Source organism: Blastococcus xanthinilyticus (assembly GCF_008124835.1).
Classification (GTDB): Bacteria; Actinomycetota; Actinomycetes; order Mycobacteriales; family Geodermatophilaceae; genus Blastococcus; species Blastococcus xanthinilyticus.
In genome coordinates, this window is sequence record NZ_VNHW01000008.1 from 212226 (window position 1) to 234864 (window position 22639).

Sequence of the window (22639 nt, forward strand, 5' to 3'; positions counted from 1 at the left end):
CCCGTCCGGACCTCCGGACGGGGGCTCCGTGGCGTCCGCGGGTCCTACGGCGCCGGCACGAAGGCCACGTGGACGTGGTCCATGTGGTTGGCCGTCGGCGAGCCGCGGTCCGCCATGCCCTGCCACGCCCAGCCCGTCCACGAGCCGGCGATGTGCTGCTGCCAGATGACGTACTCGACGCCGAGCCGCGCCGCGTTGTCGATGGCGTGCTGGGCGACCGCGCCCCCCGTGGCCGCGTCGTCGTAGACCATGAAGTCGGCGGCCCGGCCCGCGGTCGGGCTGTGGCCGGGGCGGGTGAGCACCGTCCCGATGCCGAACTGCGCCGCGATCTCCGCGACCGCGGGGCGCACGTGCGGGTCCCAGGCGCCGTAGGCGGTGGTGTCCGTGGTCGTCGTCCCGCCGGTGCCTCCGATCTGCAGGACCTGGCCGACGCGCAGGACGTTCGGGTTGGCGCCGATGACGGCGACGTTGGCGGCGTAGACGGTCTGCCACGTGGTGCCGTGGGCGGCCGCCAGCCCGCTGAGGGTATCGCCGGGGACGACGGTGTGGGCGCCCGGGTGGGCCTGGGCGGGACCGGCGATCCCGAGGGACAGCGCGGCTGCTGCCGCGAGGACCACGACCGGACGGGCCATGGCGGAGGTGCGAGCGGGGCGACCGGATCGCCCCATGGTGCGCTTGAGCATGGGAGGTGAGCCTCTCGCCGCCTGCGGGGTTAGCTGTCGGGTTCGGGCGAGAGCTGCCCGGCCGCGATGCTGCGGCTTAACCCCGAGGCCGGAGGGGCCAGGATCGGTGGGTCCCCCGCGCCTGCCCGTCGGGTACAGGTCCGGTGGCGGTGGGCAGGTTCGGCGGTCCGCCATCCGGGTCCGCCGATGGCGGACGGCGCACGGTAGGCAGAGGGGGACCCCGGGCAGCAAGGCCGCAGCCCGGCTATCGCCGGCCGGCCCGCGAGGTCTGACGCACCGTCATGGGGCGCCGACGAAGTGTCCGAAAGGATCACCGGGGAGGGGCGGGCGACCACCGGGCGACGTCCCCGCGGGTCCGTGCTCGGCAGGTCACGAATCGTGATGACCGGCCGTGCAGCCGCGACCCGCCCGTCGTCGCCGCACGGCCGCGGCGGTGCGCCGCCCCCTACGTTCGTCTCGGAGGCATCCCTGCGGTGCCCGACGGCGAGCGACGAGAGGCGGCCGAGCGCTGATGACGACGACCACCCGCACGGTTCCGGTGACCGAGGGTTTCCGGAGTGGGATCGACGTCCGCGTGAGCCTGCGGGCGGACGCGGGATCGGGTGGGTCGGCGTTCGACGGCGCCTGGTTCCCCCGCAGCCGTGACCTCGCCACGGAGCTGCCCGAGCTGATCGCCGCGCTCGACCGGCGCGGCGTCCGGGTGGAGCGGTTCACCTACGCGCTCGACGCCTGGGAGCCCGCGCCCCGCAAGCTCGAGGTGCTCGGCCGCACCGTGCGGGCCGGCGGCTTCCGCAGCATGGACCCTCAGGTCGTCTGCCTCACCTGGGGCGGCGGCAACCGGCGGGCCGACCTGCTGGTGGTCCCGCCGGAGACCGACGTGCTGACCGGCGCGCGGGCGCTGCGGCTGTGCACCCGGCGCGGGCTGCCGCCGTCGCCGCAGATGGTGCTCGCCGCGGCCCGCTCCACCCCGCTGCCCCAGGTGCCGGAGTACCCCCGCGCGGGCTGAGGGAGCCGCTACGCCCGCCGCGAACCGGCTGGACGCCCGGGGTGCCGCTGCGCTGAGCTGACCGGCGTGCAGATCCTCGTCCTGGGCGGTACCCAGTTCCTCGGCCGGCACGTCGTGACGGCGGCCCTCGAGCGCGGCCACGACGTCGCCACGTTCACCCGTGGCACGTCCGGGCTCCCCGCCCCGGGCGCGCGGGCGCTGCACGGGGACCGGGACGACCCGGCGGCGCTCCCGCGCGCGCTGGCGGACTGGGCGCCCGACGCCGTCGTCGACACCTCGGCGCGCACCCGGGCGGCGGCCCGCAACGCCGCCGCTGCCCTGGGTGGGGTGTCGCGGTACGCGTTCGTCAGCAGCCTCAACGCCTACCGCGGCTGGCCGCCCGGCCCGGTCGGCCCGGAGGACGACGAGCCGACCTGGGACACCGAGGACGACGACTACGGGCCGGTCAAGGCCTTCGCCGAGCGCGAGATCGGTGCCGTCGTGGGGCCGGGCTTCCTCACCGCCCGCGCGGGCCTGGTCGTCGGCCCTTACGACTACGTCCACCGGCTGGGGTGGTGGCTGGAGCGGATCGCCCGCGGCGGCCGGGTCGTCGTCCCGGCGGAGGGGGTGGCCCAGCCGATCGCGCTCGTCGACGCCCGCGATCTGGCCGGCTGGCTGGTCGACGGGGTGGAGCAGGGGCGCGGCGGCGCGGTGAACGCGACGGGGCCCGCGGGGATGACGACGCTCGGCGGGCTCCTCGACTGCTGCCGGGAGGTCACCGGCGGCGATGCGACCTGGGTGCCCGTACCGGAGGCGGAGCTCCTCGCCGCGGGCGTGGAGCCGTGGATCCACCTGCCGATGTGGCTGCCCGCCGAGACGGCGCGCACGGCCTGGGACGTCGACACCACCCGCGCGCGGGCGCTGGGGCTGCCGAGCCGTCCGCTGCGGGAGACGGTCGCCGACACGTGGGCCTGGCAGCCCGGCGACCGGCGGCCGGTCTACTCGCCGATGGGGCTGCCGCGACCGGGGCTGCCCGCCGAGCTGGAGGCCGACCTGCTGCGCCGGTCCTGACCTACGACCTGGGCGCCCTTCAGTCGCGGGGCGCGCTGGGCCGGCCGGCGCCGACCGGCTGCCCGTCGACGACCGGCGCCCCGTCGGGCACCCGGTCGGACAGCTCGCCCGGCAGCTCGGCGACGACGTTGCGCTCGGCCACGGTGGCGACCGCGTCCGCGGACTCGGCCGCGCGGTCCTTGCGGTACTCGCGGTAGGAGTGCACGACCGCGGCGACCCACACGAGGGCCAGCACGGCGTACACGGCGTACCGGACGCCGTCGCCGGCGGCGACCCAGTCGCTGGTGAGCAGCGTGCGGACGTTGGTCAGCACGATCATCCCGCCCACCAGGGAGCCGAGCAGCCGCGGCGGCACGTGCCGGACCAGCCAGGCGGCGATCGGCGCCGCGACGAGCCCGCCGGCGAGCAGCCCGGCCACCCACAGCGGATCGATGCCCTGCGACCCCAGCGCCAGGAGGAAGCCCAGGCTCGCGGCCAGCGCCACCAGGAACTCGGAGGTGTCGATCGAGCCGATCACCTTCCGCGGCTCCATCCGGCCGCTGGCCAGCAGCGCCGGCGTGCCCACCGGGCCCCAGCCACCGCCGCCGGTGGCGTCGACGAACCCGGCGACCAGGCCGAGCGGGCCGAGGAACCGCTTGCGGATCGGCTTGCCCACGTTGCGCCGGTCGATGCCGCGCAGGGTGAAGCGGACCAGGATGTAGGCCCCGAGCGAGACCAGGATGAGCGACATCACCGGGCCGGCGAGCTCGGTGGAGATGCTCGACAGGAACGTCGCACCGGCGAAGGCGCCCAGCGCGCCCGGGACGCCGACCCGCCGGACGACCCGCCAGTCGACGTTGCCGAACTTCCAGTGCGCGACGCCCGAGGCGAGCGTGGTGCCGATCTCGGCCAGGTGGATCGTGGCCGACGCGGCGGCCGGGTTGGTGCCGATGGCCAGCAGCAGCGTCGTCGACGTGACGCCGTAGGCCATGCCGAGGCTGCCGTCGACGAGCTGGGCGCCGAGGCCGGCGAGGGCGAGCAGGATGAGGGTCTTCACGGGTACTGACTCCGGGTCTCATGCAGCGGGCGCGCAGCGGCGCACCGCGGAGAGGGCGAGCGAGACGAGGGAGCGCCGGGACGGCGCGGGAATCAGCAGGCCGGACAGGCGGCGGTGCAGACGCGCAGCAGATCGACGTGCCGGCGGCTCACCAGGAGCAGCATCGTCGTCCGCATCACGCCGCAATGTCTACCAGATCGATGCACTTATGCGCCCGCCGGTGTCCAGCGTGTGGGACACCGGCGGGCGAGGCCCGCGAGCGGGAGCGTCAGCCGACGGCGAGGTCGGTGACGAAGAAGGCCACAGCGGCGACCGCCGCGGCCGCGGGGAGCGTCACCACCCAGGCGAGCACGATGTTGCCGGCCACGCCCCAGCGCACCGCGGACAGCCGGCGGGTGGAGCCGACGCCCATGATCGAGGTGGTCGTGATGTGCGTGGTGGAGACCGGGACGGCGAAGACCGTCGCGGTGGTCACCATGACGCTCGAGGCCACCGTCTGCGCGGCGAACCCGCCGGTGGGCGTGAGCTGGATGATCCGCCTGCCCATCGTGCGGATGATCCGGAACCCGCCCGCGTAGGTGCCCGCGCTGATCGCTCCCGCGGCGGCGAGCACCACCCAGAACGGCACCTCGAAGCTGACGATCTCCCCGGCGGTGAACAGCGCCAGGGTGATGATGCCCATCGTCTTCTGGGCGTCCTGCATGCCGTGCCCCAGCGCCATGGTCGCCGAGCTGAAGATCTGCGCGGTGCGGAAGTTGCGGTTCGCCCTCGACACGTGCGCGCGGCGGAAGGTCCACAGGAGCGCCAGCATGAACAGGTAGCCGAGACCGAAGCCGACCAGCGGCGAGACGATCATCGGAACGATCACGTCGTCGAGGACGCCGGCCCACTGCACCCCGTGCGCCGCGGCCAGGGCCGCACCGACCAGCCCCCCGATCAGTGCGTGCGAGGAGGACGAGGGCAGCCCGTACCACCAGGTGATCATGTTCCAGGTGATCGCGCCGATCAGCGCCGCGAACACGATCTCCAGCCCGTCGTTGCCCTGCGGCGGTTCGATGATCCCCGCCCCGACGGTCTTCGCGACCTCGGTGGAGATCAGCGCGCCCACCAGGTTCATGACGGCGGCCAGCGCGAGCGCCACCCGCGGGGTGAGCGCCTTGGTGGAGACGGCGACGGCGATGGAGTTCGCCGCGTCGTGGAAGCCGTTGGTGTAGTCGAACGCCAGCGCCACCAGGATGATGACGACCAGGCCGACGAACGCCGGATCCATCAGCTGAGGTCCATCCGGGCGTCAGGACTCCTTGACCGCGATCGTCTCGACCACGTTCGCCACGTGCTCGAACGCGTCGGCCGCCCCCTCGAGCTGGTCGGCGACCTCCTTGAGCTTCAGCACCTCCAGGGCGTCGAACTCGCCGCTGTAGAGCCGGGACAGCAGCCGCCGGTAGAGCTTGTCGGCCTCGTTCTCCAGGCGGTTGACCTCGATCCAGTAGTCGGAGAGGTCCTTCATGGTGCGCAGCCGCGGCATCGCCTCGGCGGTGGTCTCGGCGCAGCGCTGCAGCAGCGAGACCTGCTGGCTCATCTCGGCCGGCAGCGTGCCCAGCCCGGTGAGGACGACCAGGTCGGCGGCGGCCTCGACGAAGTCCATGACGTCGTCGAGCTCGCTGGCCAGCCGGTAGATGTCCTCCCGGTCGAACGGGGTGACGAAGCTGGTGTTCAGCGCCCGGAAGATCGCGTGCGTCGACTGGTCACCGACGTGCTCGAGGTCGCGGAGCTGCACGGCGAGCTCGGCGCGGCGGACGTGGTCGTGGACGAACTCACCCAGCACCTCGGTCGCCGTCACCAGGTTCTCCGCCGAAGCGGTGAACAGCGGGTAGAAGCTCGAGTCCTTGGGCGTCAGGCTGAAGGGCACGCGAAGGCTCCGTCTCGGGGTCGGCACGGCTGCCGTCAGCGGGCGGCGGACGCAGGGCCGTCGGGCAGCATAGGTCGCCCGTCGGTCACCCCCCGTTCACCGGGGCGTCACCTGTGTGCGGTGTCTCCCGTGCCGGGGCCGTCTTCCACCCGGGCGAGTGAGGTGAGCAGGTCGGCGCGGGCCCGCGCCACCCGCGAGCGGATGGTCCCCACCGGGCACTCGGCCACCTCGGCCGCCTCCGCGTAGGACAGCCCCAGCAGCTGGGTGAGGACGAAGGCCTCGCGGCGGTCGGGGGCCAGCCGGTCCAGGAGGTCGCTCACCGTTGCGCCCTCGGCGACGGCGTCCGCGGCTCCTCCGGGCGCCAGGAGCTCCAGGTCGGCCGCCTCGCGGACCAGCGTCAGGCGCCGCCGCCGGCGGGACCGCAGCGCATCGGCGCAGACCCGCCGCGCGATGGCGAGCAGCCACGTGCGCACCGCGGCGCGGCCCTCGAACCGGTGCAGCGACGCGAAGGCCCGCAGGTACGTCTCCTGGGTCAGGTCGTCGGCGGAGTCCCGGTCGACCAGCGCGGCGCACAGCCGCCACACGTCGGACTGCGTGGAGCGCACGAGGGTGGCCGCGGCCAGCGGGTCGCCCTCGGCGGCGTCCGCGGCCACGCGTGCCAGATCGTCCATGTCCCCGGGTGTGATCGGCGTCATTCCCGCAGGCGGGAACCGGACGGTGTCCGGTGACGACTAATGAACCATGCCCTGCCAGACCTACCGCGAGGCGCTGTCCGCGCGTCTCGACGGCGAGCCGCTCGGGATGCCCGCCGCCGAGCTCGACGCGCACCTCGACGGGTGCGCCGCCTGCGCCGCCTGGTCGTCCGAGGCGGAGCGGGTGACCCGCCGCGCGCGGCTGGCCGCCGCGCCCCCGGTCCCCGACCTCACCGTCGCCGTGCTGGGCGCCCTGCCCCGGGAGCTCCCCGGCGCGCGGGCCGCGGCCCGCGCGCGGCTCGCGGACACCGCGCTGCGGCTGGTGCTGCTGGGTCTGGGTGTCGCGCAGGCGATGCTGGCCCTGCCGGTGCTCGTCTCCGGCACCGGGGCCATGAGCGCGCCGGTGCACATCACCCGCGAGAGCGGCGCCTGGAACCTCGCCGTCGCGGCCGCCTTCCTCGCCGTCGCGGCCGCGCCCCGGCTGGCCGCGGGCGCGCTGCCGTTCCTGGGCTCGTTCACCGCGCTCCTGCTGCCGGTGACCCTCGCCGACCTCGGGGCGGGGCACGTGCACGCCGACCGCGCCGCCGCGCACCTGCTGCTGGTCGCGGGCGTCGTCCTCATCGCGGCCGCGGCCTGGCGGGGCCGGCGGCGGTCCCTGCCGGCGCTCTCCGACCGCCCGGCGACGGCGACCGCGTGAGGCGTACCGCTGCGCTGCTCGCCCTGCTGGTGACCGGCTGGCTGGCCGTGGGCATCGGCACGGCCGGCCCGGCCGCCGCGCACGCCACCCTCGTCGCCACCGATCCGGGGGAGGGCGCCCGCCTGGACGAGGCTCCCGAGGAGGTCACCCTCCGCTTCAGCGAGGGGGTGTCGCTGGGGGCCGGGTACGCGCGGGTGCTCGGCGCCGACCAGGAGCGGGTGGACGCCGGCACCGCGACGGTCGACGGCGACGTCCTCACCGTCCCGCTGCGCGGCGACCTCCCCGACGGCGGCTACCTGGTCACGTACCGGGTGATCTCCGCGGATTCCCACCCGGTGGCCGGTGCGTTCTCGTTCGCGGTCGGCGACGGCGAGCTACTGACCGCGGGGGCGCAGGTGGCCGGCACCACCGACCCGGTGGTCGGGGTGCTGCTGCCGGTGGCGCGCTGGGTCGGCTACGCGGGGCTCGCCCTCGCGATCGGGGTGCCGGTCCTCGCCGCGACGTGCTGGCCGGCCGGCTGGCGGTCCGGGCGGCTGCGCCGGATGGCGACCGGGGGAGCGGTCGCGGTCGCGGCAGCGGCGGTGGCCACCGCGCTGCTCCAGGGGCCCTACGCGGCCGGGGCAGGGGTGGGCGCGGTCGCCGATCCCGCGCTGCTGGCGGCGACCGCCCGGTCGGGCGTCGGGTGGGCGGCGCTGGCGCGGGTGGTCCTGGCGCTGGCGCTCCTGGCCGCGCTGCGCGCGGTGTGGCGGCGGGGGAGCGCCGGGAGCCCCGGGCGGCTCGTCCTGCCCGGGGTCCTGGCCGCCGGCCTCGTGGTCGCCACCGCCGCGGTGGGGCACCCGGTCGCCGGCCCCTGGCCGGTGCTCGCGGTGCTGGCCGCCGCCGTGCACGTGGGCGCCATGTCCGTCTGGCTGGGCGGGTTGGCGGGGCTGCTGGCCGGGGTGGTGCGGCCGGAGCCGGCTCCCGCTGCCGTGGCCACCGCGGTGCCGGCGTTCTCCCGCCTGGCGTTCGGGTCCGTCGTCGCCCTCGTCGTGTCGGGCATCGTCCAGTCGATCCGCGAGATCGGCTCGCCGACCGCGCTGGTGGAGACGACCTACGGCGGGCTGCTCCTGGTCAAGCTGCTGCTCGTCGCCGTCGTGCTGGCCGCGGCGGGGGTCTCCCGCGTCTGGGTGCAGCAGCGGCTGGGGGTCCGCCGGCGCCGGCGTCGCCGGCCCGTGACCGTGCACGCCTTCGCCGCTACCCCCGCCGCCGCGGCCGAGCCGGCTCCCGAGGAGCTCGCGGCCGCCGGCCGGGACCGGGCGCAGGCCGAGAACGCCGCGGAGCACGCGCCGGCCCTGCGCCGCTCGCTGCTGCTGGAGGCCGGCCTGGCCGCCGTCGTCCTCGCCCTGTCCGCGGTGCTGGTCGCCACCCCGCCGGCGCGGACGGCCCTGGCCCAGCCCGTCGACGTCGTCCTGCCGCTGGAGGGCAGCGCCGGCACCTCGGGCAGCCTCCAGGTCTCCGTCGACCCCGCCCGGCCGGGGGAGAACGCGCTGCACCTGTACCTCTTCGACGACGCCGGCCGGCTGACCCAGCCCGCGGAGATCCGGGTCACGCTGACCGAGCGCAGCCAGGAGATCGGCCCGCTCGACGTCGAGCTCGAACCGGCCGGGCCCGGGCACTTCGTCGGTGACGGGATGAGCATCCCCGGCGCCGGCACCTGGACGCTCACCACGACCGTCCGGCTCGACGAGTTCACCGCGCTCACCGCGACCACCGACATCGCCGTCCGCTGACCGCCCCGATCCGCACCGCCCCGATCCGCACCGCCCCGATCCGCACCGCCCCGATCCGTCCGATGAACAGGAGTTCCGTGTCCCTGCCCCGCCCGCTCGTCCGGCTCGCCGTCCTGCTGCTGGCAGCCCTGACCGCCCTCGTGGCCGCGACCGCCGGAGCCGGCGCCGCCGCCGCGCACGTCACCGTCTCCTCCGCCGACGCCACTGCCGGGGGCTACGGCAAGTTCACCTTCCGGGTGCCCAACGAGAGCGACACCGCCAGCACCGTCGCGCTGCGGATCCAGATCCCCGAGGAGGCGGCCATGGGGTCGCTGCGAGCCCAGCCGGTGCCGGGCTGGACCGTGACCACGTCGACCTCCGAGCTCGCCGAGCCGATCGAGGTGCACGGGCGGGAGATCAGCTCCTACGTCTCCCTCGTGGAGTACCGCGCGACCGACGGCGGGATCGCGCCGGGCCAGTTCCAGGAGTTCGCCCTGTCCGGCGGCCCGCTGCCCGACGCCGAGGAGCTGAGCTTCCCCGCGGTGCAGAGTTACAGCGACGGTAGCGAAGCGGCGTGGATCGAGCCGACGGTCGCCGGGCAGGCCGAGCCCGAGCGCCCCGCGCCGGTGCTGTCGCTCACCGCCGCGGCCGGCGGGGACGCCGCCCAGGCCACGACCGCCCCGGTCACCGAGGCCGCCGCGGACGACGGCCACGCCTCGGAGCACGGGAGCGACCCGGGCGCGATCGCGCTCTTCGTCGCGATCCTCGCGCTGCTGGTCGGGCTCGCCGGTGTCGTCCTCGGCGTGCGGGCTTCCCGACGTACCGTGTCCTCGTGACGCCCGCCGCCCGCCGCCGCTCCGCGCCGGCCCTGCTGCTCGCCGCGGGCGTGCTGCTGGCCGGCTGCGGGAGCTCCGCAGACACCGGCGCCACCGAGGCGCACGACCACAGCGGCGGCGCTCCGGCCGTCGTGGAGGGACCGGACGACACCTACGCGGGGCTGGACCTGCCGGAGCCCTACCGGAAGCCGTCGTTCACCCTCACCGACACCTCCGGCGAGCCCTACGACCTCGCGGCCGAGACCGCCGGGCGGCCCACGCTGCTGTTCTTCGGTTACACCGACTGTCCCGACGTGTGCCCGACCACCATGGCGAACGTCGCCGTGGCCCTGCGCCAGCTGGACCCCGCGCTGGCCGAGCAGGTGCAGGTGGTCTTCGTGACCACCGACCCGGCCACGGACACCCCGGAGGTGCTCGGCGAGTACCTGGGCGGCTTCGACGCCGACCTGCCCACCTCCTTCGTGGGGCTGACCGGCGACCAGGCGGCCATCGAGCAGGCGCAGCTGTCGGCCGGGGTGCCGCAGGCGGAGGACGACGGCCGCCTCCACTCGACGCAGCTGCTGCTGTACGGCGCCGACGACGAGGCCGACGTCGCCTTCCTCGCCGGCACCCCGTGGGAGGACATCGCCGCGGACCTCGAGCTGGTGGCCGGCGCGTGAGCCGCCGGCTCGGCCGGCTGCTCGTCGTCCTGGCCGGCGTGCTGGCCCTGCTGGCGCCGGCCGTGCCGGCGTCGGCGCACGTGGGCGGGGAGGCGGCCGGCAGCGACTTCGACGGCCAGGTGATGGCGGTGACCCCGGAGCTGCCGGGCGTGAGCGTGCGGGTGCTGCAGTTCGGCGACGAGCTCGAGCTGGTGAACGCCTCGGACACCGAGGTGCTGGTGCCCGGCTACTCCGGTGAGCCCTACCTGCGCATCGGGGCCGACGGCGTCTGGCGCAACGTGCACAGCCCGGCCACCTGGATCAACCTGGACCGCTACGGGCGCACGAGCCTGCCGGCGTCCGCCGACTCCGATGCCACCCCGGAGTGGCAGCAGGTCTCCACCCGGCCGGAGTACGTCTGGCACGACCACCGGACGCACTGGATGAGCGAGGGCGTCCTGCCCCCGCAGGTGGCCGCCGACCCCGGCCGGGAGCACGTCGTCGCGGAGTGGGTGGTGCCGGTCCGGCACGGCGGCGTCGAGGCCGAGGTCGCCGGGGTGCTGACCTGGAGCCCGCCGCCGGCGCCCTGGGTCGTGTGGCCGCCGGTCGTGGCGCTGCTGGTTCTCGCCGTCGCGGCCGGCCTGGTCGCCCGCAGCCCCCGGCTGCTCGGCAGCCTGCTGGCCGTCGGGGCGCTAGCGGCGCTCTGGCACGCGCTCACCACCCCCGAGCCGTCGGTGACCACCGGCTCGCACACCGGAGCCGTCGTCTCGGCGCTCATGCCGGCCGCCGCGACGCTGCTCTGCGCGGTGCTGGGGCTGCGCGCCGCCTGGCGCGGGCAAGGGGCCATGACCGGCCTGCTGGCGGTCGTCACCGGCTGGCTGCTGCTCGTCCAGGGACTGCCGGACGTCGACGTGCTCTGGTCGGCGAATGTGCTCTCCGCCGGTCCCGACGCCCCCGCCCGGATCGCGGTGGCCCTGCTCGCCACCCTCGGCGTCGGGCTGGTGCCGGGTGGGATCGCCGCGGTGCGGCGGTTCCGCGACACCGGCGGGGCCCCCGCGGGTGTGCCGGCGCCGGGCCGGGCCGCCGCGGGGACCGCCTGAAAGCGGCCCCCGCGGGGATCGGTCGGGCGACGACTCAGACGATGTCGGCGACGATGTTCGGCGCGTCCATGTCAGGCGCCCGGCCCCCGAGCAGGCTGTTGGCCCGGGCCAGGTCGTCCTCGAAGTCGACCTCCACGGCGTCGTAGCCGGAGATGTCGACCGGTCGCACCCGGAGCCCGCGCTCGGTGATCGCCGTCTCGATGCCGCGCTCGAAGTAGTCCTCGTGCGAGCAGGAGTCCAGGTGCTCCATGAGCGTCGCCTTGTCGGCGGCCGACACGTAGTTGATCCCCACGGCCTCGCCGAGCCCGCCGCGGACGGTCTTGGACAGCTCCCGGATGCAGCCGTCCTCGTCGAGGGTGTACTTGACCTCCTCCTCGGCGACGGTGTTCGTGTCGACGCAGACGAAGCTCTGGTCGGCCGCGAGCTGCGGGAGCGTCTGCTCCAGCACGGCGGGGTCGAACACGACGTCGCCGTTGAGCCAGAGGACGCCGCCCTCACGGGTGCTGCGCAGCCCCCGGAGCAGGCTCTTGGAGGTGTTGGTGACGGCGAAGTCGGGGTTGTAGGCGAACGTCAGGTCCGGCGCCGCATCCATGATCAGGTCCTTGCGGAACCCGACCACCGCGGTGATGGACACCTCGGCGCCCAGGACGGCGCGCAGCCCCTCGAGCTGGCGCTGCATGATGCTGCGCCCGTCGGTGAGCCGGGTCAGCGGCTTGGGCTCCTGCCGGCCGAGCCGGGTGCCCATCCCGGCGGCGAGGATGATCACCTGCACGGAGGAGGCCGACTGCCGGCCGGCCGGGGTGCGGGTCAGGTAGGGCGACAGTCCCCGACGGACGGGGTCGAACACGTGGTCACCGGTCCGCACGGACATCATCTCCCTCAGGGTTGGTGCTGGTGGTCTGCCCGGACGCGGCTGCGGCCGGGAGGATCAGGTCGAGGACGCGCTGGGTGGCGGCGCCGTCCTCGAGGTGGCAGAACGTCTCGCGGAACCGGGCGTAGCGCTCGGCGTGCGCCGCGGAGACCGCGTCGATGTCGGCGATCGCCGAGACCAGCTCGCTGCTGGTCGACACCAGCGGGCCGGGGGCGACCTCCGCCAGGTCGAAGTAGAAACCGCGGAGCTGGTCACGGTAGCGGTCCAGGTCGTAGGTGTAGAAGAGCATCGGCCGGCCGGTGATGGCGAAGTCGAACATCGTCGACGAGTAGTCGGTGACCATCAGGTCGGCGGCCAGGTACAGGTCCCGGATGTCGGGGTGGCTGCACACGTCGCGGACGGCGGAGCCCTCGGCGATCTCCAGCCGGCTCATGACCATGTTGTGCAGCCGGAGCAGGAGCACGTGGTCCCCGCCCAGCCGGGTGCCGAACTCCTCGAGGTCGATGGGGAACTCGAAGTCCCGCTCCCCGCTGCCCTCGAACACCAGGTCGTCGCGCCAGGTCGGCGTGTAGAGGACCACGGTCTGGTCCTCGCCGACGCCCAGGTCGGCGCGCGCCTCGGCGCGCAGCCGGTCCCGGTCGGGGCTCTGCAGCAGGTCGTTGCGCGGCAGCCCCGTCTCGTGGATGGGGCCGGTGTACCCGAAGGCCTTGCGCAGCCGCTCGGTGGTGACCGCGTTGGGCGAGAGCAGCAGGTCCCAGCGGGCGATGTCCTGGTCCAGGTAGGCCAGCCGGCCCTCGGGCGCCCAGAGCACGTCGTTGTGGATGCGCTTGAGCATGGTGCCGTGCCAGGTCTGCAGGTACGTGGTCCCCGGCCGCTTCTCCCAGTCCAGCGGGATGTGGTCGTTGGAGATGACCAGGTCGGCGCCCTCCAGCGCAGCGATGCACTCGGGGCTGCCGAAGGTCACCGTCTCGACCTCGGCCGGGAAGGTGGCCGCGGTGTGCGGCGCCGACAGCCAGGTGTGCGTGGCGTCGACGCCCTGGGCGAGCAGCGCCTCGTAGAGCGCGCGGGGGCTGTCGGAGAAGTGGCCGCGGAAGGCGACGTAGACGATCTTCACCGGGCCACCTCCGTCAGCGGGCCGGCGGCCGGCGCCCGGCCGGCCAGGACCGGCAGCACCAGGTCGGCGAGCTCCTGCCAGGACGCCACGACGGTCAGCGCCCCGGCCGCCAGCAGCGCCTCGGCGCGCTCGGCCCGCTCCTCGGGCAGCACGAACAGCAGGTTGCCCACGGTGGGGCAGCCGGCGCCGACCGCCGACCGGACGCCGGCGACGGCGTCCTCGACCGCGAGCCCCTGCCCGGGCTCGATGCCCAGCGCGGCGCAGGCGTGCCGGTAGACCGCCGGATCGGGCTTGCTGGTGGGGGTGGGCAGCGAGTCCTCGGCGCTGTAGCGGCGCGCCGGCGGGATCAGCTCGTCCAGCCCGGTGGCGGTGAAGCAGGCGGCCAGCCGGGACAGCGCGCTGGAGCTGACCGCGGCCAGCTCCAGCCGCTCCGCGAGCGCGTGCAGCGCGGCGAGGGTGGGGTCGTGCGGCCGGAGCGTGGCGCCCAGGTGCGCGGTGACCGCGCGCCGCTCCTCGGCCACCCACGGCTCGACGTCGACGCCGGTCACGCCGGCCGCGGCGGCGAGCGCGGCCGCCGTCGAGCGGAAGTTCATGCCCGTGGCGGCCTGCCGCAGCTCGCCGGCGGTGTACCGGCGGTCGATGCCGACGGACGCCAGAAACGCGTTGGTCACCTCGGCGGAGGCGTCGAACGCCGGCTCCTCGGAGGGGAAGAGGTTGCCGTCGGCGTCGCAGAGCAGGTACTGCACCCGCTCGATGAGCGTCGGCGGAAGGCTCGGCACCAGGGAGGCTCCCTTCGGGGGCGGGGAAACGGGGGAGGGGCGGGTCACCGGGGCTGCGCCGCGGGGGCGAGCGTGCGCGCGGTCGTCGTGGCGCGGACGCCGTCCCGGTCGAGGGCGATCAGGGCCTCCTGCAGCTGGGCCACGAAGGCTTCGTGCCGGCCGAGGTCACCGAACAGCGAGGTCTCGCCGAGCAGCGGTCGCGGATCGGTACCGCCGGCCCGGGCGAGGCGCTGCAGCCGTTCGGCGAGCACGTCCTCGACGGGCACCGGCCGGCCGGCCTCGTCGGTGCCGCGCAGGTACCGGAACCAGCCGGCGACGGCGAGGGTCAGCAGGCCGTGCGGCCGGTTCTCCTCGATCGCCTGGCGCAGCGAGGGCAGCAGGTGGTGCGGCATCTTCGTCGAGCCGCGCCGGCACAGCCGCGGCAGCCCGTCGGCGATGGCCGGGTTGGCGAACCGCCGCAGCAGGCTGCGCTTGTAGTCGGCGAGGTCGATGCCGTCGGGCGGGGGCAGCAGCGGGGTCACCTCGGCGTCCATGAGCCGGGTGACGTAGCGGGCGAAGACCGGGTCGGCCATGACGTGGTCGAGGCTGGGGTGGCCGGCCAGCGAGCCGAGGTAGCCCAGGGCGCAGTGGCTGGCGTTGAGCAGCCGGGTCTTCATGAGCTCGTAGCGCCCGACGTCGGCGACGAACCGGACGCCCACCGAGTCCAGCGGCGGGCGGCCGGCGGAGAAGGTGTCCTCGATGACCCACTGGGAGAACGGCTCGGTGATGACCGGCCAGCGGTCGTCCACGCCGTAGCGCTGCGCGACCGCCTCCCGCTCCTCCGGGGTGGTGTGCGGGGTGATCCGGTCGACCATGCTGCTGGGGAAGGCCACCCGGTCGGCGATCCAGCGGGCGAGCACCTCGTCGCGCAGCCGCGCGAACCCCACGACGGCGGCGCGGGCGGCGTCCCCGTTGCGGTGCATGTTGTCGCAGGAGACGACGGAGAACGGCGGCAGCCCGGCGCGGCGACGGCGGTCCAGCGCCTCGACGAGGAAGCCGAACACCGTGCGCGGCCGGGACGGGTGCGCCACGTCCCAGCGGATGTCGGTGTCGTCGGCGTCGAAGAGGCCGGTCCGCGCGTCGAGCCGGTAGCCGCTGTCGGTGATGGTCAGCGACACCATGCGGGTGCGCTCGTCGGCCAGCAGGTCCACGACGGCGGCGGGGTCGTCGGGTGCGAAGTGGTAGTCGACCATGACGCCCACGACCCGGGCCCGCTCGCCGTCGGGGCTGCGCTCGACCACGGTGTAGAGGTGGTCCTGCGGGGCCAGCGCGTCCTTCATCGTCCGGCTGTGCAGCCCGACGCCGACCACGCCCCAGCCGTCGCTGACGCGGCGCTCGGCGAGCTCGTCGAAGTACAGGAGCTGGTGGGCACGGTGGAACCCGCCGACGCTGAAGTGGACGACGGCCGGCGTCAGCGCCGAGCGGTCGTAGGTCGGGACGCTGAGCTGGCCCTCGTGCAGGGCCAGGGTGGCGTCGGTCAGCGGGTGGATCTCGGCGGCCGCGACGACGTTGGGCCCCTCGGCCTGGTCGGGGAAGCCTGCGCTCGCCGGTACCGGACCCGCAGGAGCGGGTGCGGTCGTGGGCAGGTGCAGGAGCTCGGCCTGTGACATCGCATCCCTCCTTCTCTCGTCCGTGGGCGCGGCAGCACCGGTCCGCCCCGTTCCGGGAACGGCTGGGTCAGCAGTACACGGGTGTGGCCGGGTGTCGCGCAACAAGGTCCGGCGCCGCATCGCGGCAGCGGCAGGCGCCGGGACGGCGCAGGTGATTGCGCGCCGGAGAGGGGCAATGCCCGTTTCCGGCGCCGGGCAAACGGCGGGCGAACGCTTGGTTGCGTGTCCATGATCACCGATGCCCGTCGCGTCGGTGCAGGCGGGGTCGAATGACACGGCTGTCAGTAACGGCTGTGACTGCTGTGCCCGATGAGACCTGTGGTGCGGGTCACGGCGGCGTGTCGAAAACGACGCGCCGTACACCCGGTCACGAACGGGTCACGGAATGTTTCGATGGGTGCGGCCCCGTTAGGGCTGCGCAGGCTTCCCCCCACGCGAAGACGGACAGGTGCATGCACGCAGGGATCGGCCAGGAGCCCCGCACGGAGCTGCTCGGGGCGGTGGCGGCACCGGCCCCCACCGGCCGCAGACGGGCACGCCGCGCCGCTCGGCCCCGCGTCCGCCGCAGCCCGGCGCTGCTGCTCGGCGCGGCTCTCCTCGGCGGGATCACGGCCGCCGGACTCGGCGTTCCCGGTGCGCCCGCCGCCTCGGCCGAGGCCACCTCCGTGGCCGAGGCCCAGGAGACGCTCCTCACCGCGGAGGAGGGCGTCGAGGTGCTGCCGCAGGCGTCGATCTCCGTCGCGGAGGCCGAGGTCCGGCTGGCGGAGGTGGCGGCCTCCCGGGCCGCGCGTGACGAGGCCGAGGCGGAGGCCGCGGCCGCCGCCGCGGAGGCCGCCCGGCCGAAGGCCGTCCTGCCCGTCGACGGCCGCCTCACCAGCGGGTACGGCGGACGCTGGGGCACCTTCCACTACGGCATCGACCTCGCCGCCCCCATGCGCACGCCCGAGTACGCCGCGGTGGACGGCGTGGTGCTCCGGGCCGGCTCGGCCAGCGGTTTCGGGCTGGCCGTCTACATCCTCCACGAGAACGGCGACGTCACCGTCTACGGCCACATGGACAAGATCCTGGTGGAGCCGGGGCAGTACGTGGAGGCGGGGGAGACCATCGCCCTGCTCGGCAACCGCGGCCAGTCCACCGGCCCGCACCTGCACTTCGAGGTGCACCAGGGCGGGCTCGACGGGAAGAAGGTCGACCCGATCCCGTGGCTGGCGGCCCGCGGCGTCGAGATCTGAGCTCGGCGCGCACCGGCGCTCGCGCGGCCGTCACCGCCGCGACAGGTGCCGCCGCGGCACCCCGGTCCTACCCGGGGATGGCCACCGCGCTGCCGGTGACGCGGATGCCGGCGGTCGGGTCCGGCGGGATGTCGACGACCAGCCGGCTCGGCCGCCCCATCTCCGCCCCCTGCAGGACGGTGACGGTCGCCGGCACGGTCACGGCGTCCAGCTCGCGCAGGTACCCGCCGAGCGCGGCGGCGGCAGCGCCGGTGGCCGGGTCCTCGAACACGCCACCGGGCGGGAAGGGGTTGCGGGCCCGGAACGTGGTCGGGTCCTCCCGCCGGACCAGGGCGACCGTCGTCCAGTTCCGCAGCTCCATCAGCCGCCCGAGCGCCGCCTCGTCGTAGTCCAGCGTGTCCAGCCGGTCCGGCGCCGCCGCGGCGAGCACGGGGTGCCAGGCGCCGGCGAACGCCACCCTCGGCGGGAGGGCGGGGTCGAGATCGCCCTCGGACCAGCGCAGGGCACCGAGCAGCTCACGGCGGTCGTCGTCGTCCAGGGGAGCCGTCCTGGGCGGCACGCTGGTCAGCGTGGCCTGCCAGGACCCGTCCGCGGCTCGGCCGGTCAGCACGTCGACGGGGCCGGCCGCGGTGAGGTACCGGAGCTGCCCCGCGCCGTGGCGTTCGGCGTGGGCCACCGCCGAGGCGACGGTGGCGTGCCCGCAGAAGCTCACCTCGGCGCGCGGGCTGAAGTACCGGACGTCGAACCCGTCCTCGCGAGGCACGAGGAAGGCGGTCTCGGAGAACCCCACCTCGGCCGCGGTGGCCAGCATCTGGTCCGGCGTCATCGACGTCGCGTCCAGCACCACCCCGGCCGGATTGCCGCCGGCGGGGTCGGTGCTGAAGGCGGTGTAGCGCAGGATCTCCGGGGCGGCGCCGGTCGGGCTCTCGGGCATCGGCATCGGTCGGGCTCCACGGGTGCTCGGGCCGGGCGGGGACCGGGCGGCCATCGCCGGTGGGGGACGGGTGCGGACGTCAGGCGCCGGCGCGGAACGGCCCCTCCAGGACCGCCCACTGCAGCAGCATGATCGTCTTGCCGTCGGCGATCCGGCCGTCCCGGACCATCGCCAGCGCCTCGTCGACGTCCACCTCCAGGACCTCGATGTCCTCTCCCTCGGCCGACAGCCCGCCGCCCGGACCGGTGCGGTCGCGGGCGGTGTAGGGGGCGGCGTAGAAGTGCAGCCGCTCGGTGACCGAGCCGGGGCTCATGTAGGCGTCGAACACATGGGTCAGCTCGCCGACGTCGACGCCCAGCTCCTCGGCGGTCTCCCGGCGGATCGCCGCCTCCGGGTCGTTGCCGTCGAGCAGACCGGCAGCCGCCTCGACGAGCATCCCGTCCGGGTGGTCGTTCACGTAGGCCGGATAGCGGAACCGGCGGGACAGCAGGACGGTCCGGCGCCGCACGTCGTGGAGGAGGATCGTCGCTCCGTCACCCCGGTCGTAGGTCTCGCGCTGCTGCCGGGACCACCGCCCGTCGGCGTGCTGGTAGTCGAACGTCGTCCGGCGCAGGACGTGCCAGCCGGTGGACACCAGCTCCACGTCGCGGACCACCACGCGCGGGTTCCGGGTGAGGTCCCGGCCCGCGCGGTCCAGGCCGGTCCGTCCCCGGTGGTCGGGGACGTCGATGCCGGGCCGCCCCGGCGGTGGTGTGGCCGGGGTCCCGGTGCCGGCCCGCACCTCGTCGGACTGGTCCTGCTGCAGCACGGCCTCTTCCTCCCGTCGCCCCGGCGCGGTGGCGACCTCCCGCCGGAACCCGATCCAGTACTCCCTGATCCGCCCGTCGCCGACCAGGAAGCATGCCCGCCCGGGCTCGGTCGCGGGAGATCTTTTCCCGCCCGTCGGTGCCGACCGCCCGCTCTGCCGCGCGCGGGACGTCCTCGCCGTGGTCAGCGGTGCCGCCTCGCCGCCCTCCGTGGTGTGATCACGGCGTGCCCGGCGCCGTCGAGGAGAGCAACCGGCGGCTGCTGCGCGCGCGGGACGCCATGGACCGCCGCTTCGCCGAGCCGCTCGACGTCCCGACGCTCGCCCGCATCGCCCACGTGTCGGAGGCGCACTTCATCCGCACCTTCCGCGCCGCCTTCGGCGAGACGCCGCACCGCTACCTGCAGCGGCGCCGGGTGGAGCGGGCCATGTTCCTGCTGCGCTGCACCGAGCGCAGCGTGACCGAGATCTGCATGGACGTCGGCTTCAGCAGCCTGGGCACGTTCAGCCGGGTGTTCCGCGACGTCGTCGGCGAGCCGCCGAGCGCCCACCGGCGGCGTGGCCCGCTGCCGCCGGTGCCCACCTGCTTCGCGATGGCCTGGGCCCGGCCGGCGACGGATCGAGCAGTTCCGGAGAAGCGTCCGGAGCGGCTCCGTCCCTAGCGTTCCGCCCATGCTGAAGACCATCTCCATCACCCAGATCTACGTCCCCGACCAGGACGCCGCCCTCGACTTCTACGTCGGCAAGCTCGGCTTCGAGGTGCAGACCGACATGGACTTCGGGCCGATGCGGTTCCTGACCGTCGCCCTGCCCACCGACCCGGGGCACGCGGTGCTCCTGGAGAAGCCCGGCGCGCCCTCGATGAGCGAGGAGACGGCCGCCCAGGTGCGCGAGCTGGTGAGCAAGGGCGCCTCCGGCGGGCACCTCTTCTTCACCTGCGACGACGCGTGGAAGACCCACGCCGAGCTGCGCGAGCGCGGGGTGGAGGTGACGGAGGAGCCGGTCGACCGCGGCTACGGGATCGACTTCGGGCTCCGCGACCCGTTCGGCAACCACGTGCGCGTCGCGCAGCTGACGCAGGGCTGAGCGCCGGTCCGCCGCGTCCGGTGCGCCGCCGACCCCCTGCGTCGGTCCCGCCGGGCAGGGCTGTACAGTCGTTCCCGGCTCGGACACACCAGACCGGGCCGGGTTCGGGGCTGTGGCGCAGCTGGTAGCGCACCACACTGGCAGTGTGGGGGTCAGGGGTTCGAGTCCCCTCAGCTCCACCCCGATGACCAGGCCGTTCTCCTTCTGGGGGAGCGGCCTGAGTCGTTTCTGGTGCCAGCGTGGTGGCCACTGGAGCCGCTACGGTGCCGGCGGTCCCCACAGTGCGTTGCCCATTCGGTCGGCGGCGTCGCGGCCGAGGGCGGGCAGAACGTGGCTGTAGGTGTCCGTGGTGGTTCGCATCTGTGCGTGGCCGAGCACCTCCATGACGACCCGTGGGTGCACCCCCTCGGACAGCAGCAGCGTCGCTGCCGTGTGCCGGCCGTCGTGCAGGCGCACGTCCCGCACACCTGCCTCATGCAGGAGGGCCTTCCATGCCTGCCAGTCCGACTTTCGCTCGATCGGCCGCCCGTTGGCCTGCGCGAAGACGAGGTCGTCGTCCTCCCAGAGGGAACCGGCGGTAATGCGCTCCTCAAGTTGGGCCGATCGATGGGTGCGGAGTGCCTCGACGAGTTGGTTCGGCAGGGCCAGCGTGCGCCGGCTGCGCTCGGCCTTTGGTTCCTCGTAGACGAGGCCTTGCCCGGCGACGCGGTGAATGCCGCGCCGGACGGTGAGTGTGCCCTCGTCCAGGTTGACGTCTGCCCAGCACAGGCCGAGAGCCTCCGACTGTCGAAGCCCTACGGCCAGCGCGACGGTCCACCGCGCGGCGTTGCGGTGTGCGCCTGCGGCCGCCATCACTCGCCTCGCCTCATCCGCGCTGAGGGGCAGCGCGGTCTGCGGCCGCTTGACTGTGGGTGGATCGACCAAGGTGGCCACGTTGCGCCCGACCTTGCCGCGCTGAGAGGCAACCTTCAGTGCGCGGGACAGCACACGATGCCCGCGCAGGATGGAGGCCGGGCTCAGCCCCTTGTCGGCCAGCGCGGCGTAGAGGCGCTCCAGGTGCTCCGGCTGAAGCCGGTCGAGCCGGTGGTGTCCAATGCCCGGCGTCAGGTGTAGCCGGACAGTGCTGCGATAGCTCTCCAGCGTCCTGGCTCGGACCTTGCGGGCTGCGATGTTGTCGAGCCAGTGGTTCAGCCATTCGGCGACGAGGAGAGCCCGGCCGGCTGCTTCGACGAAGCCGGCGTCACGCTTGGCCTCGATGGCCCGGACCTTAGCTACGACGTCCACGCGCCTCGCCCCTGAGACGTGCCGTCGGTCCCGTCGGCCGTTCTCCTTCTTGCCCATCGAGACGAAGCCGTGCCACCGACCGTCTTCATCCTGATAGATCGACGATTCGCCGCTGGCACGCTTCCTGGTCTCCGGCGCTTTCCGACGCCCCGGGGTCGTGCCGCCTTGTTCCTCGACGTTCGTCATCGATCGCTCCTTGCGTGGCCGGCGTCGAGTGTCGCCGTGTGCACTGACACCGGGAATTGGTAATGCACAGGTCAGGCCGGCTCCCCCGGTTGGGGGTCGAACTCGAACAAGGCGCGCTGGTTCGTGGTAGTCCGCCGGTTCCCACCTGGTCGAGGAGAGGCACTGGATGGGGGAGCTTCGAGCCGCCGGACGTAGCGTTCGAGCTCCGCGCGGGAGATCCGGCAGCTGCGGCCGATGTGCACGGGGAGCAGGACGCCGGCCTTCATCAAGGCGTAGACGGTGGTGCGGCCGACTCGGAGGACCCGGGCGGCCTCTTCGGGCGTTAGAAGCAGCTGGTCGCTGGACAGCAGCTCCTGAGGTCGCTGCGCATCAACCATGGCGGCCTCCTCCTCAGGCGTCCGGTCTCGCTCGCCGGCGTTCGATGCGGCACGCCTACCTGGAAAGGCGTCGTTCGCGCCGGATTGGTGACAGTGCAACGGCGATCTCCTGTTCGTCTCCGGTTCTCCTGCAGTGAAGGGCCCCATCGCCTGAGGCCGACATCCTCAGAGTTCTCGTCCACCCGGTGCTTTCCCGCGTGTCTCCAGTCCTGCTCCTGTATGTCGAGCGCTGCGGCGGGCCATGCGGTCGTAGGCGCTCGGGCAGGTTGGCGATGCGCAACGCGGGCATCGTCGGGCCGGGCGCGCCTGGGTCCGCATGGCCCGGGGCTCGGCGTGCTGGCGGACTTCGCGAGCCCGGCCACGGAGTGGGCGCATGAGGTCCGACCGTCTGAGGTTGACGACCACCATCCGGCCGTGTTGAGCGGCCAGGAGGTGACGCCGGCGCCCGGGTTGCGCGCAACGTGGCCGCCTTGCGGATCCGCCGTCCCAGAAGACAGGGGACCAGGGTCGGTCTAGCCCACACGACTTCTGGCCGGTGTTCAGGAGTCGAGCGGGTGTTATCCCACCGGACGGAGCTTCCCGGACTCGTCCGCGCCCATGGCAGCGACGCGTCCTCGGCAAGGTCATCGTCGCGGCAGCGCGATGTCACCCCTCACCGTGGCCTCCACGCGGCGGCCGCGCTGGCGGACAGACACCGAGAACTACTCGGGATCCTTTCCTCTTGGCTACAGCCGCAAGGTCCACTGCACAAGCTCGGGCACTCGCCCGCGGATGGCCTTCGCTCCCCAAATCAGATGCCGAACCGGAATAGGTCATGAAGCGACACACCTCATGCATTGATGGAATCGGGCTCCCGTAACCGGTCCCTCCCGGGCAGGCTGCGGGGCACGGACGCCGGGTCCGGGGCGGTCTGACTCCCACATTTGC

General features: G+C 74.3%; 23 protein-coding genes, 1 tRNA gene and 1 riboswitch. Of the genes, 11 read left to right on the forward strand and 13 right to left on the reverse strand.

The genetic code is table 11. From position 1 onward, the window contains the following. Positions 1–44: 44 nt before the first annotated feature. Positions 45–683: a LysM peptidoglycan-binding domain-containing protein gene (locus tag BD833_RS22765; RefSeq protein WP_208092657.1), complete on the reverse strand. Its 639-nt coding sequence runs from the start codon at positions 681–683 to the stop codon at positions 45–47. A gap of 20 nt (positions 684–703) precedes the next feature. Then, a riboswitch (cyclic di-AMP (ydaO/yuaA leader) is annotated at positions 704–822 on the reverse strand. Positions 823–1194: 372 nt separating this feature from the next. On the opposite strand from BD833_RS22765, the gene BD833_RS13980 reads away from it, so the two are divergent. Together BD833_RS13980 and BD833_RS13985 are read left to right on the forward strand one after the other, a co-directional pair. Next, the gene (locus tag BD833_RS13980) at positions 1195–1689 is read left to right on the forward strand and encodes a DUF5994 family protein (protein ID WP_166533733.1); all 495 of its coding nucleotides are present in this window, start codon (positions 1195–1197) and stop codon (positions 1687–1689) included. A gap of 66 nt (positions 1690–1755) precedes the next feature. After that, a complete protein-coding gene (locus BD833_RS13985; RefSeq protein ID WP_166533734.1) occupies positions 1756–2739 on the forward strand; it encodes an NAD-dependent epimerase/dehydratase family protein in 984 nt (327 codons plus the stop codon). Positions 2740–2758: 19 nt separating this feature from the next. Here the strand turns inward: BD833_RS13985 and BD833_RS13990 are convergent, their stop codons facing one another. The 4 genes from BD833_RS13990 to BD833_RS14005 form a co-directional block, all read right to left on the reverse strand. Beyond that, the gene (locus BD833_RS13990; RefSeq protein WP_166533735.1) at positions 2759–3775 is read right to left on the reverse strand and encodes a sulfite exporter TauE/SafE family protein; all 1017 of its coding nucleotides are present in this window, start codon (positions 3773–3775) and stop codon (positions 2759–2761) included. 268 nt (positions 3776–4043) lie between these two features. Next, positions 4044–5045, reverse strand: coding sequence for an inorganic phosphate transporter (locus BD833_RS13995; protein ID WP_166533736.1), 1002 nt, complete (start codon positions 5043–5045; stop codon positions 4044–4046). A gap of 21 nt (positions 5046–5066) precedes the next feature. Further along, positions 5067–5684 (reverse strand): DUF47 domain-containing protein, encoded by a 618-nt coding sequence (locus tag BD833_RS14000; protein WP_166533737.1) that lies wholly within the window; start codon positions 5682–5684, stop codon positions 5067–5069. Positions 5685–5791: 107 nt separating this feature from the next. Beyond that, positions 5792–6355, reverse strand: a complete 564-nt coding sequence (locus BD833_RS14005; protein ID WP_166533738.1) for a sigma-70 family RNA polymerase sigma factor — start codon at positions 6353–6355, stop codon at positions 5792–5794. Positions 6356–6425: 70 nt separating this feature from the next. Between BD833_RS14005 and BD833_RS14010 the strand changes: the two genes are divergently transcribed. The 5 genes from BD833_RS14010 to BD833_RS14030 all read left to right on the forward strand — a co-directional run bounded on the left by BD833_RS14010 (position 6426) and on the right by BD833_RS14030 (position 11395). Then, positions 6426–7073, forward strand: coding sequence for a zf-HC2 domain-containing protein (locus BD833_RS14010; RefSeq protein WP_166533739.1), 648 nt, complete (start codon positions 6426–6428; stop codon positions 7071–7073). After that, complete coding sequence (locus BD833_RS14015) at positions 7070–8842, forward strand: copper resistance CopC/CopD family protein (protein ID WP_166533740.1); 1773 nt, start codon at positions 7070–7072, stop codon at positions 8840–8842. Before BD833_RS14010 ends, BD833_RS14015 begins: the two co-directional genes overlap by 4 nt. A gap of 77 nt (positions 8843–8919) precedes the next feature. Then, positions 8920–9657 carry a YcnI family protein gene (locus BD833_RS14020; RefSeq protein WP_208092658.1) on the forward strand — a complete coding sequence of 246 codons (738 nt, stop codon included), beginning with the start codon at positions 8920–8922 and terminating at the stop codon, positions 9655–9657. Beyond that, a complete protein-coding gene (locus tag BD833_RS14025; RefSeq protein ID WP_166533742.1) occupies positions 9654–10316 on the forward strand; it encodes an SCO family protein in 663 nt (220 codons plus the stop codon). Before BD833_RS14020 ends, BD833_RS14025 begins: the two co-directional genes overlap by 4 nt. Then, positions 10313–11395, forward strand: coding sequence for a hypothetical protein (locus BD833_RS14030; RefSeq protein ID WP_166533743.1), 1083 nt, complete (start codon positions 10313–10315; stop codon positions 11393–11395). The genes BD833_RS14025 and BD833_RS14030 overlap by 4 nt, the downstream gene beginning before the upstream one ends. 34 nt (positions 11396–11429) lie before the next feature. On the opposite strand, the gene BD833_RS14035 is transcribed toward BD833_RS14030, so the two are convergent. Genes BD833_RS14035 through BD833_RS14050 form a run of 4 tightly spaced genes read right to left on the reverse strand, consistent with a single transcriptional unit; the run spans position 11430 to position 15808 of the window. Next, positions 11430–12269, reverse strand: coding sequence for a phosphocholine cytidylyltransferase family protein (locus BD833_RS14035; RefSeq protein ID WP_243737660.1), 840 nt, complete (start codon positions 12267–12269; stop codon positions 11430–11432). After that, complete coding sequence (locus BD833_RS14040) at positions 12247–13380, reverse strand: CDP-glycerol glycerophosphotransferase family protein (protein ID WP_166533744.1); 1134 nt, start codon at positions 13378–13380, stop codon at positions 12247–12249. The genes BD833_RS14035 and BD833_RS14040 overlap by 23 nt, the downstream gene beginning before the upstream one ends. Continuing rightward, a complete protein-coding gene (locus tag BD833_RS14045; RefSeq protein ID WP_243737661.1) occupies positions 13377–14159 on the reverse strand; it encodes an HAD family hydrolase in 783 nt (260 codons plus the stop codon). Before BD833_RS14045 ends, BD833_RS14040 begins: the two co-directional genes overlap by 4 nt. Before the next feature lie 44 nt (positions 14160–14203). Continuing rightward, positions 14204–15808 (reverse strand): mannitol dehydrogenase family protein, encoded by a 1605-nt coding sequence (locus tag BD833_RS14050; RefSeq protein ID WP_166533745.1) that lies wholly within the window; start codon positions 15806–15808, stop codon positions 14204–14206. A gap of 452 nt (positions 15809–16260) precedes the next feature. On the opposite strand from BD833_RS14050, the gene BD833_RS14055 reads away from it, so the two are divergent. Beyond that, the gene (locus BD833_RS14055) at positions 16261–17040 is read left to right on the forward strand and encodes a M23 family metallopeptidase (RefSeq protein ID WP_166533746.1); all 780 of its coding nucleotides are present in this window, start codon (positions 16261–16263) and stop codon (positions 17038–17040) included. 67 nt (positions 17041–17107) lie between these two features. Here BD833_RS14055 and BD833_RS14060 read toward each other — a convergent pair whose 3' ends face one another. Both BD833_RS14060 and BD833_RS14065 read right to left on the reverse strand, forming a co-directional pair. Then, complete coding sequence (locus BD833_RS14060; RefSeq protein ID WP_208092660.1) at positions 17108–17980, reverse strand: PhzF family phenazine biosynthesis protein; 873 nt, start codon at positions 17978–17980, stop codon at positions 17108–17110. 73 nt (positions 17981–18053) lie between these two features. Then, positions 18054–18782, reverse strand: a complete 729-nt coding sequence (locus BD833_RS14065) for an NUDIX domain-containing protein (RefSeq protein ID WP_243737662.1) — start codon at positions 18780–18782, stop codon at positions 18054–18056. A 224-nt stretch (positions 18783–19006) separates the two neighbouring features. Between BD833_RS14065 and BD833_RS14070 the strand changes: the two genes are divergently transcribed. The 3 genes from BD833_RS14070 (at position 19007) to BD833_RS14080 (ending at position 20044) form a co-directional block, all read left to right on the forward strand. Further along, positions 19007–19441, forward strand: coding sequence for a helix-turn-helix domain-containing protein (locus BD833_RS14070; RefSeq protein ID WP_208092661.1), 435 nt, complete (start codon positions 19007–19009; stop codon positions 19439–19441). 10 nt (positions 19442–19451) lie between these two features. After that, on the forward strand, positions 19452–19865 hold the full coding sequence (locus BD833_RS14075; protein WP_166533747.1) for a VOC family protein: 414 nt from the start codon (positions 19452–19454) through the stop codon (positions 19863–19865). Positions 19866–19971: 106 nt separating this feature from the next. Continuing rightward, positions 19972–20044 (forward strand) — tRNA-Ala (locus BD833_RS14080). Positions 20045–20123: 79 nt separating this feature from the next. Here the strand turns inward: BD833_RS14080 and BD833_RS14085 are convergent. Continuing rightward, on the reverse strand, positions 20124–21335 hold the full coding sequence (locus tag BD833_RS14085; protein ID WP_166533748.1) for a tyrosine-type recombinase/integrase: 1212 nt from the start codon (positions 21333–21335) through the stop codon (positions 20124–20126). A 71-nt stretch (positions 21336–21406) separates the two neighbouring features. Then, the gene (locus BD833_RS14090) at positions 21407–21712 is read right to left on the reverse strand and encodes a helix-turn-helix domain-containing protein (protein WP_166533749.1); all 306 of its coding nucleotides are present in this window, start codon (positions 21710–21712) and stop codon (positions 21407–21409) included. Between the last annotated feature and the right edge of the window lie 927 nt (positions 21713–22639).

Coding starts and splice junctions, on each gene's coding strand:
- BD833_RS14090 (WP_166533749.1), bottom strand. CDS start 21,712: ATGGTTGATGCGCAGCGACCTCAGGAGCTGCTGTCCAGCGACCAGCTG.
- BD833_RS13980 (WP_166533733.1), top strand. CDS start 1,195: ATGACGACGACCACCCGCACGGTTCCGGTGACCGAGGGTTTCCGGAGT.
- BD833_RS14055 (WP_166533746.1), top strand. CDS start 16,261: ATGCACGCAGGGATCGGCCAGGAGCCCCGCACGGAGCTGCTCGGGGCG.
- BD833_RS14050 (WP_166533745.1), bottom strand. CDS start 15,808: ATGTCACAGGCCGAGCTCCTGCACCTGCCCACGACCGCACCCGCTCCT.
- BD833_RS14075 (WP_166533747.1), top strand. CDS start 19,452: ATGCTGAAGACCATCTCCATCACCCAGATCTACGTCCCCGACCAGGAC.
- BD833_RS14010 (WP_166533739.1), top strand. CDS start 6,426: ATGCCCTGCCAGACCTACCGCGAGGCGCTGTCCGCGCGTCTCGACGGC.
- BD833_RS14035 (WP_243737660.1), bottom strand. CDS start 12,269: ATGATGTCCGTGCGGACCGGTGACCACGTGTTCGACCCCGTCCGTCGG.
- BD833_RS22765 (WP_208092657.1), bottom strand. CDS start 683: ATGCTCAAGCGCACCATGGGGCGATCCGGTCGCCCCGCTCGCACCTCC.
- BD833_RS14060 (WP_208092660.1), bottom strand. CDS start 17,980: ATGCCGATGCCCGAGAGCCCGACCGGCGCCGCCCCGGAGATCCTGCGC.
- BD833_RS13995 (WP_166533736.1), bottom strand. CDS start 5,045: ATGGATCCGGCGTTCGTCGGCCTGGTCGTCATCATCCTGGTGGCGCTG.
- BD833_RS14085 (WP_166533748.1), bottom strand. CDS start 21,335: ATGACGAACGTCGAGGAACAAGGCGGCACGACCCCGGGGCGTCGGAAA.
- BD833_RS14005 (WP_166533738.1), bottom strand. CDS start 6,355: ATGGACGATCTGGCACGCGTGGCCGCGGACGCCGCCGAGGGCGACCCG.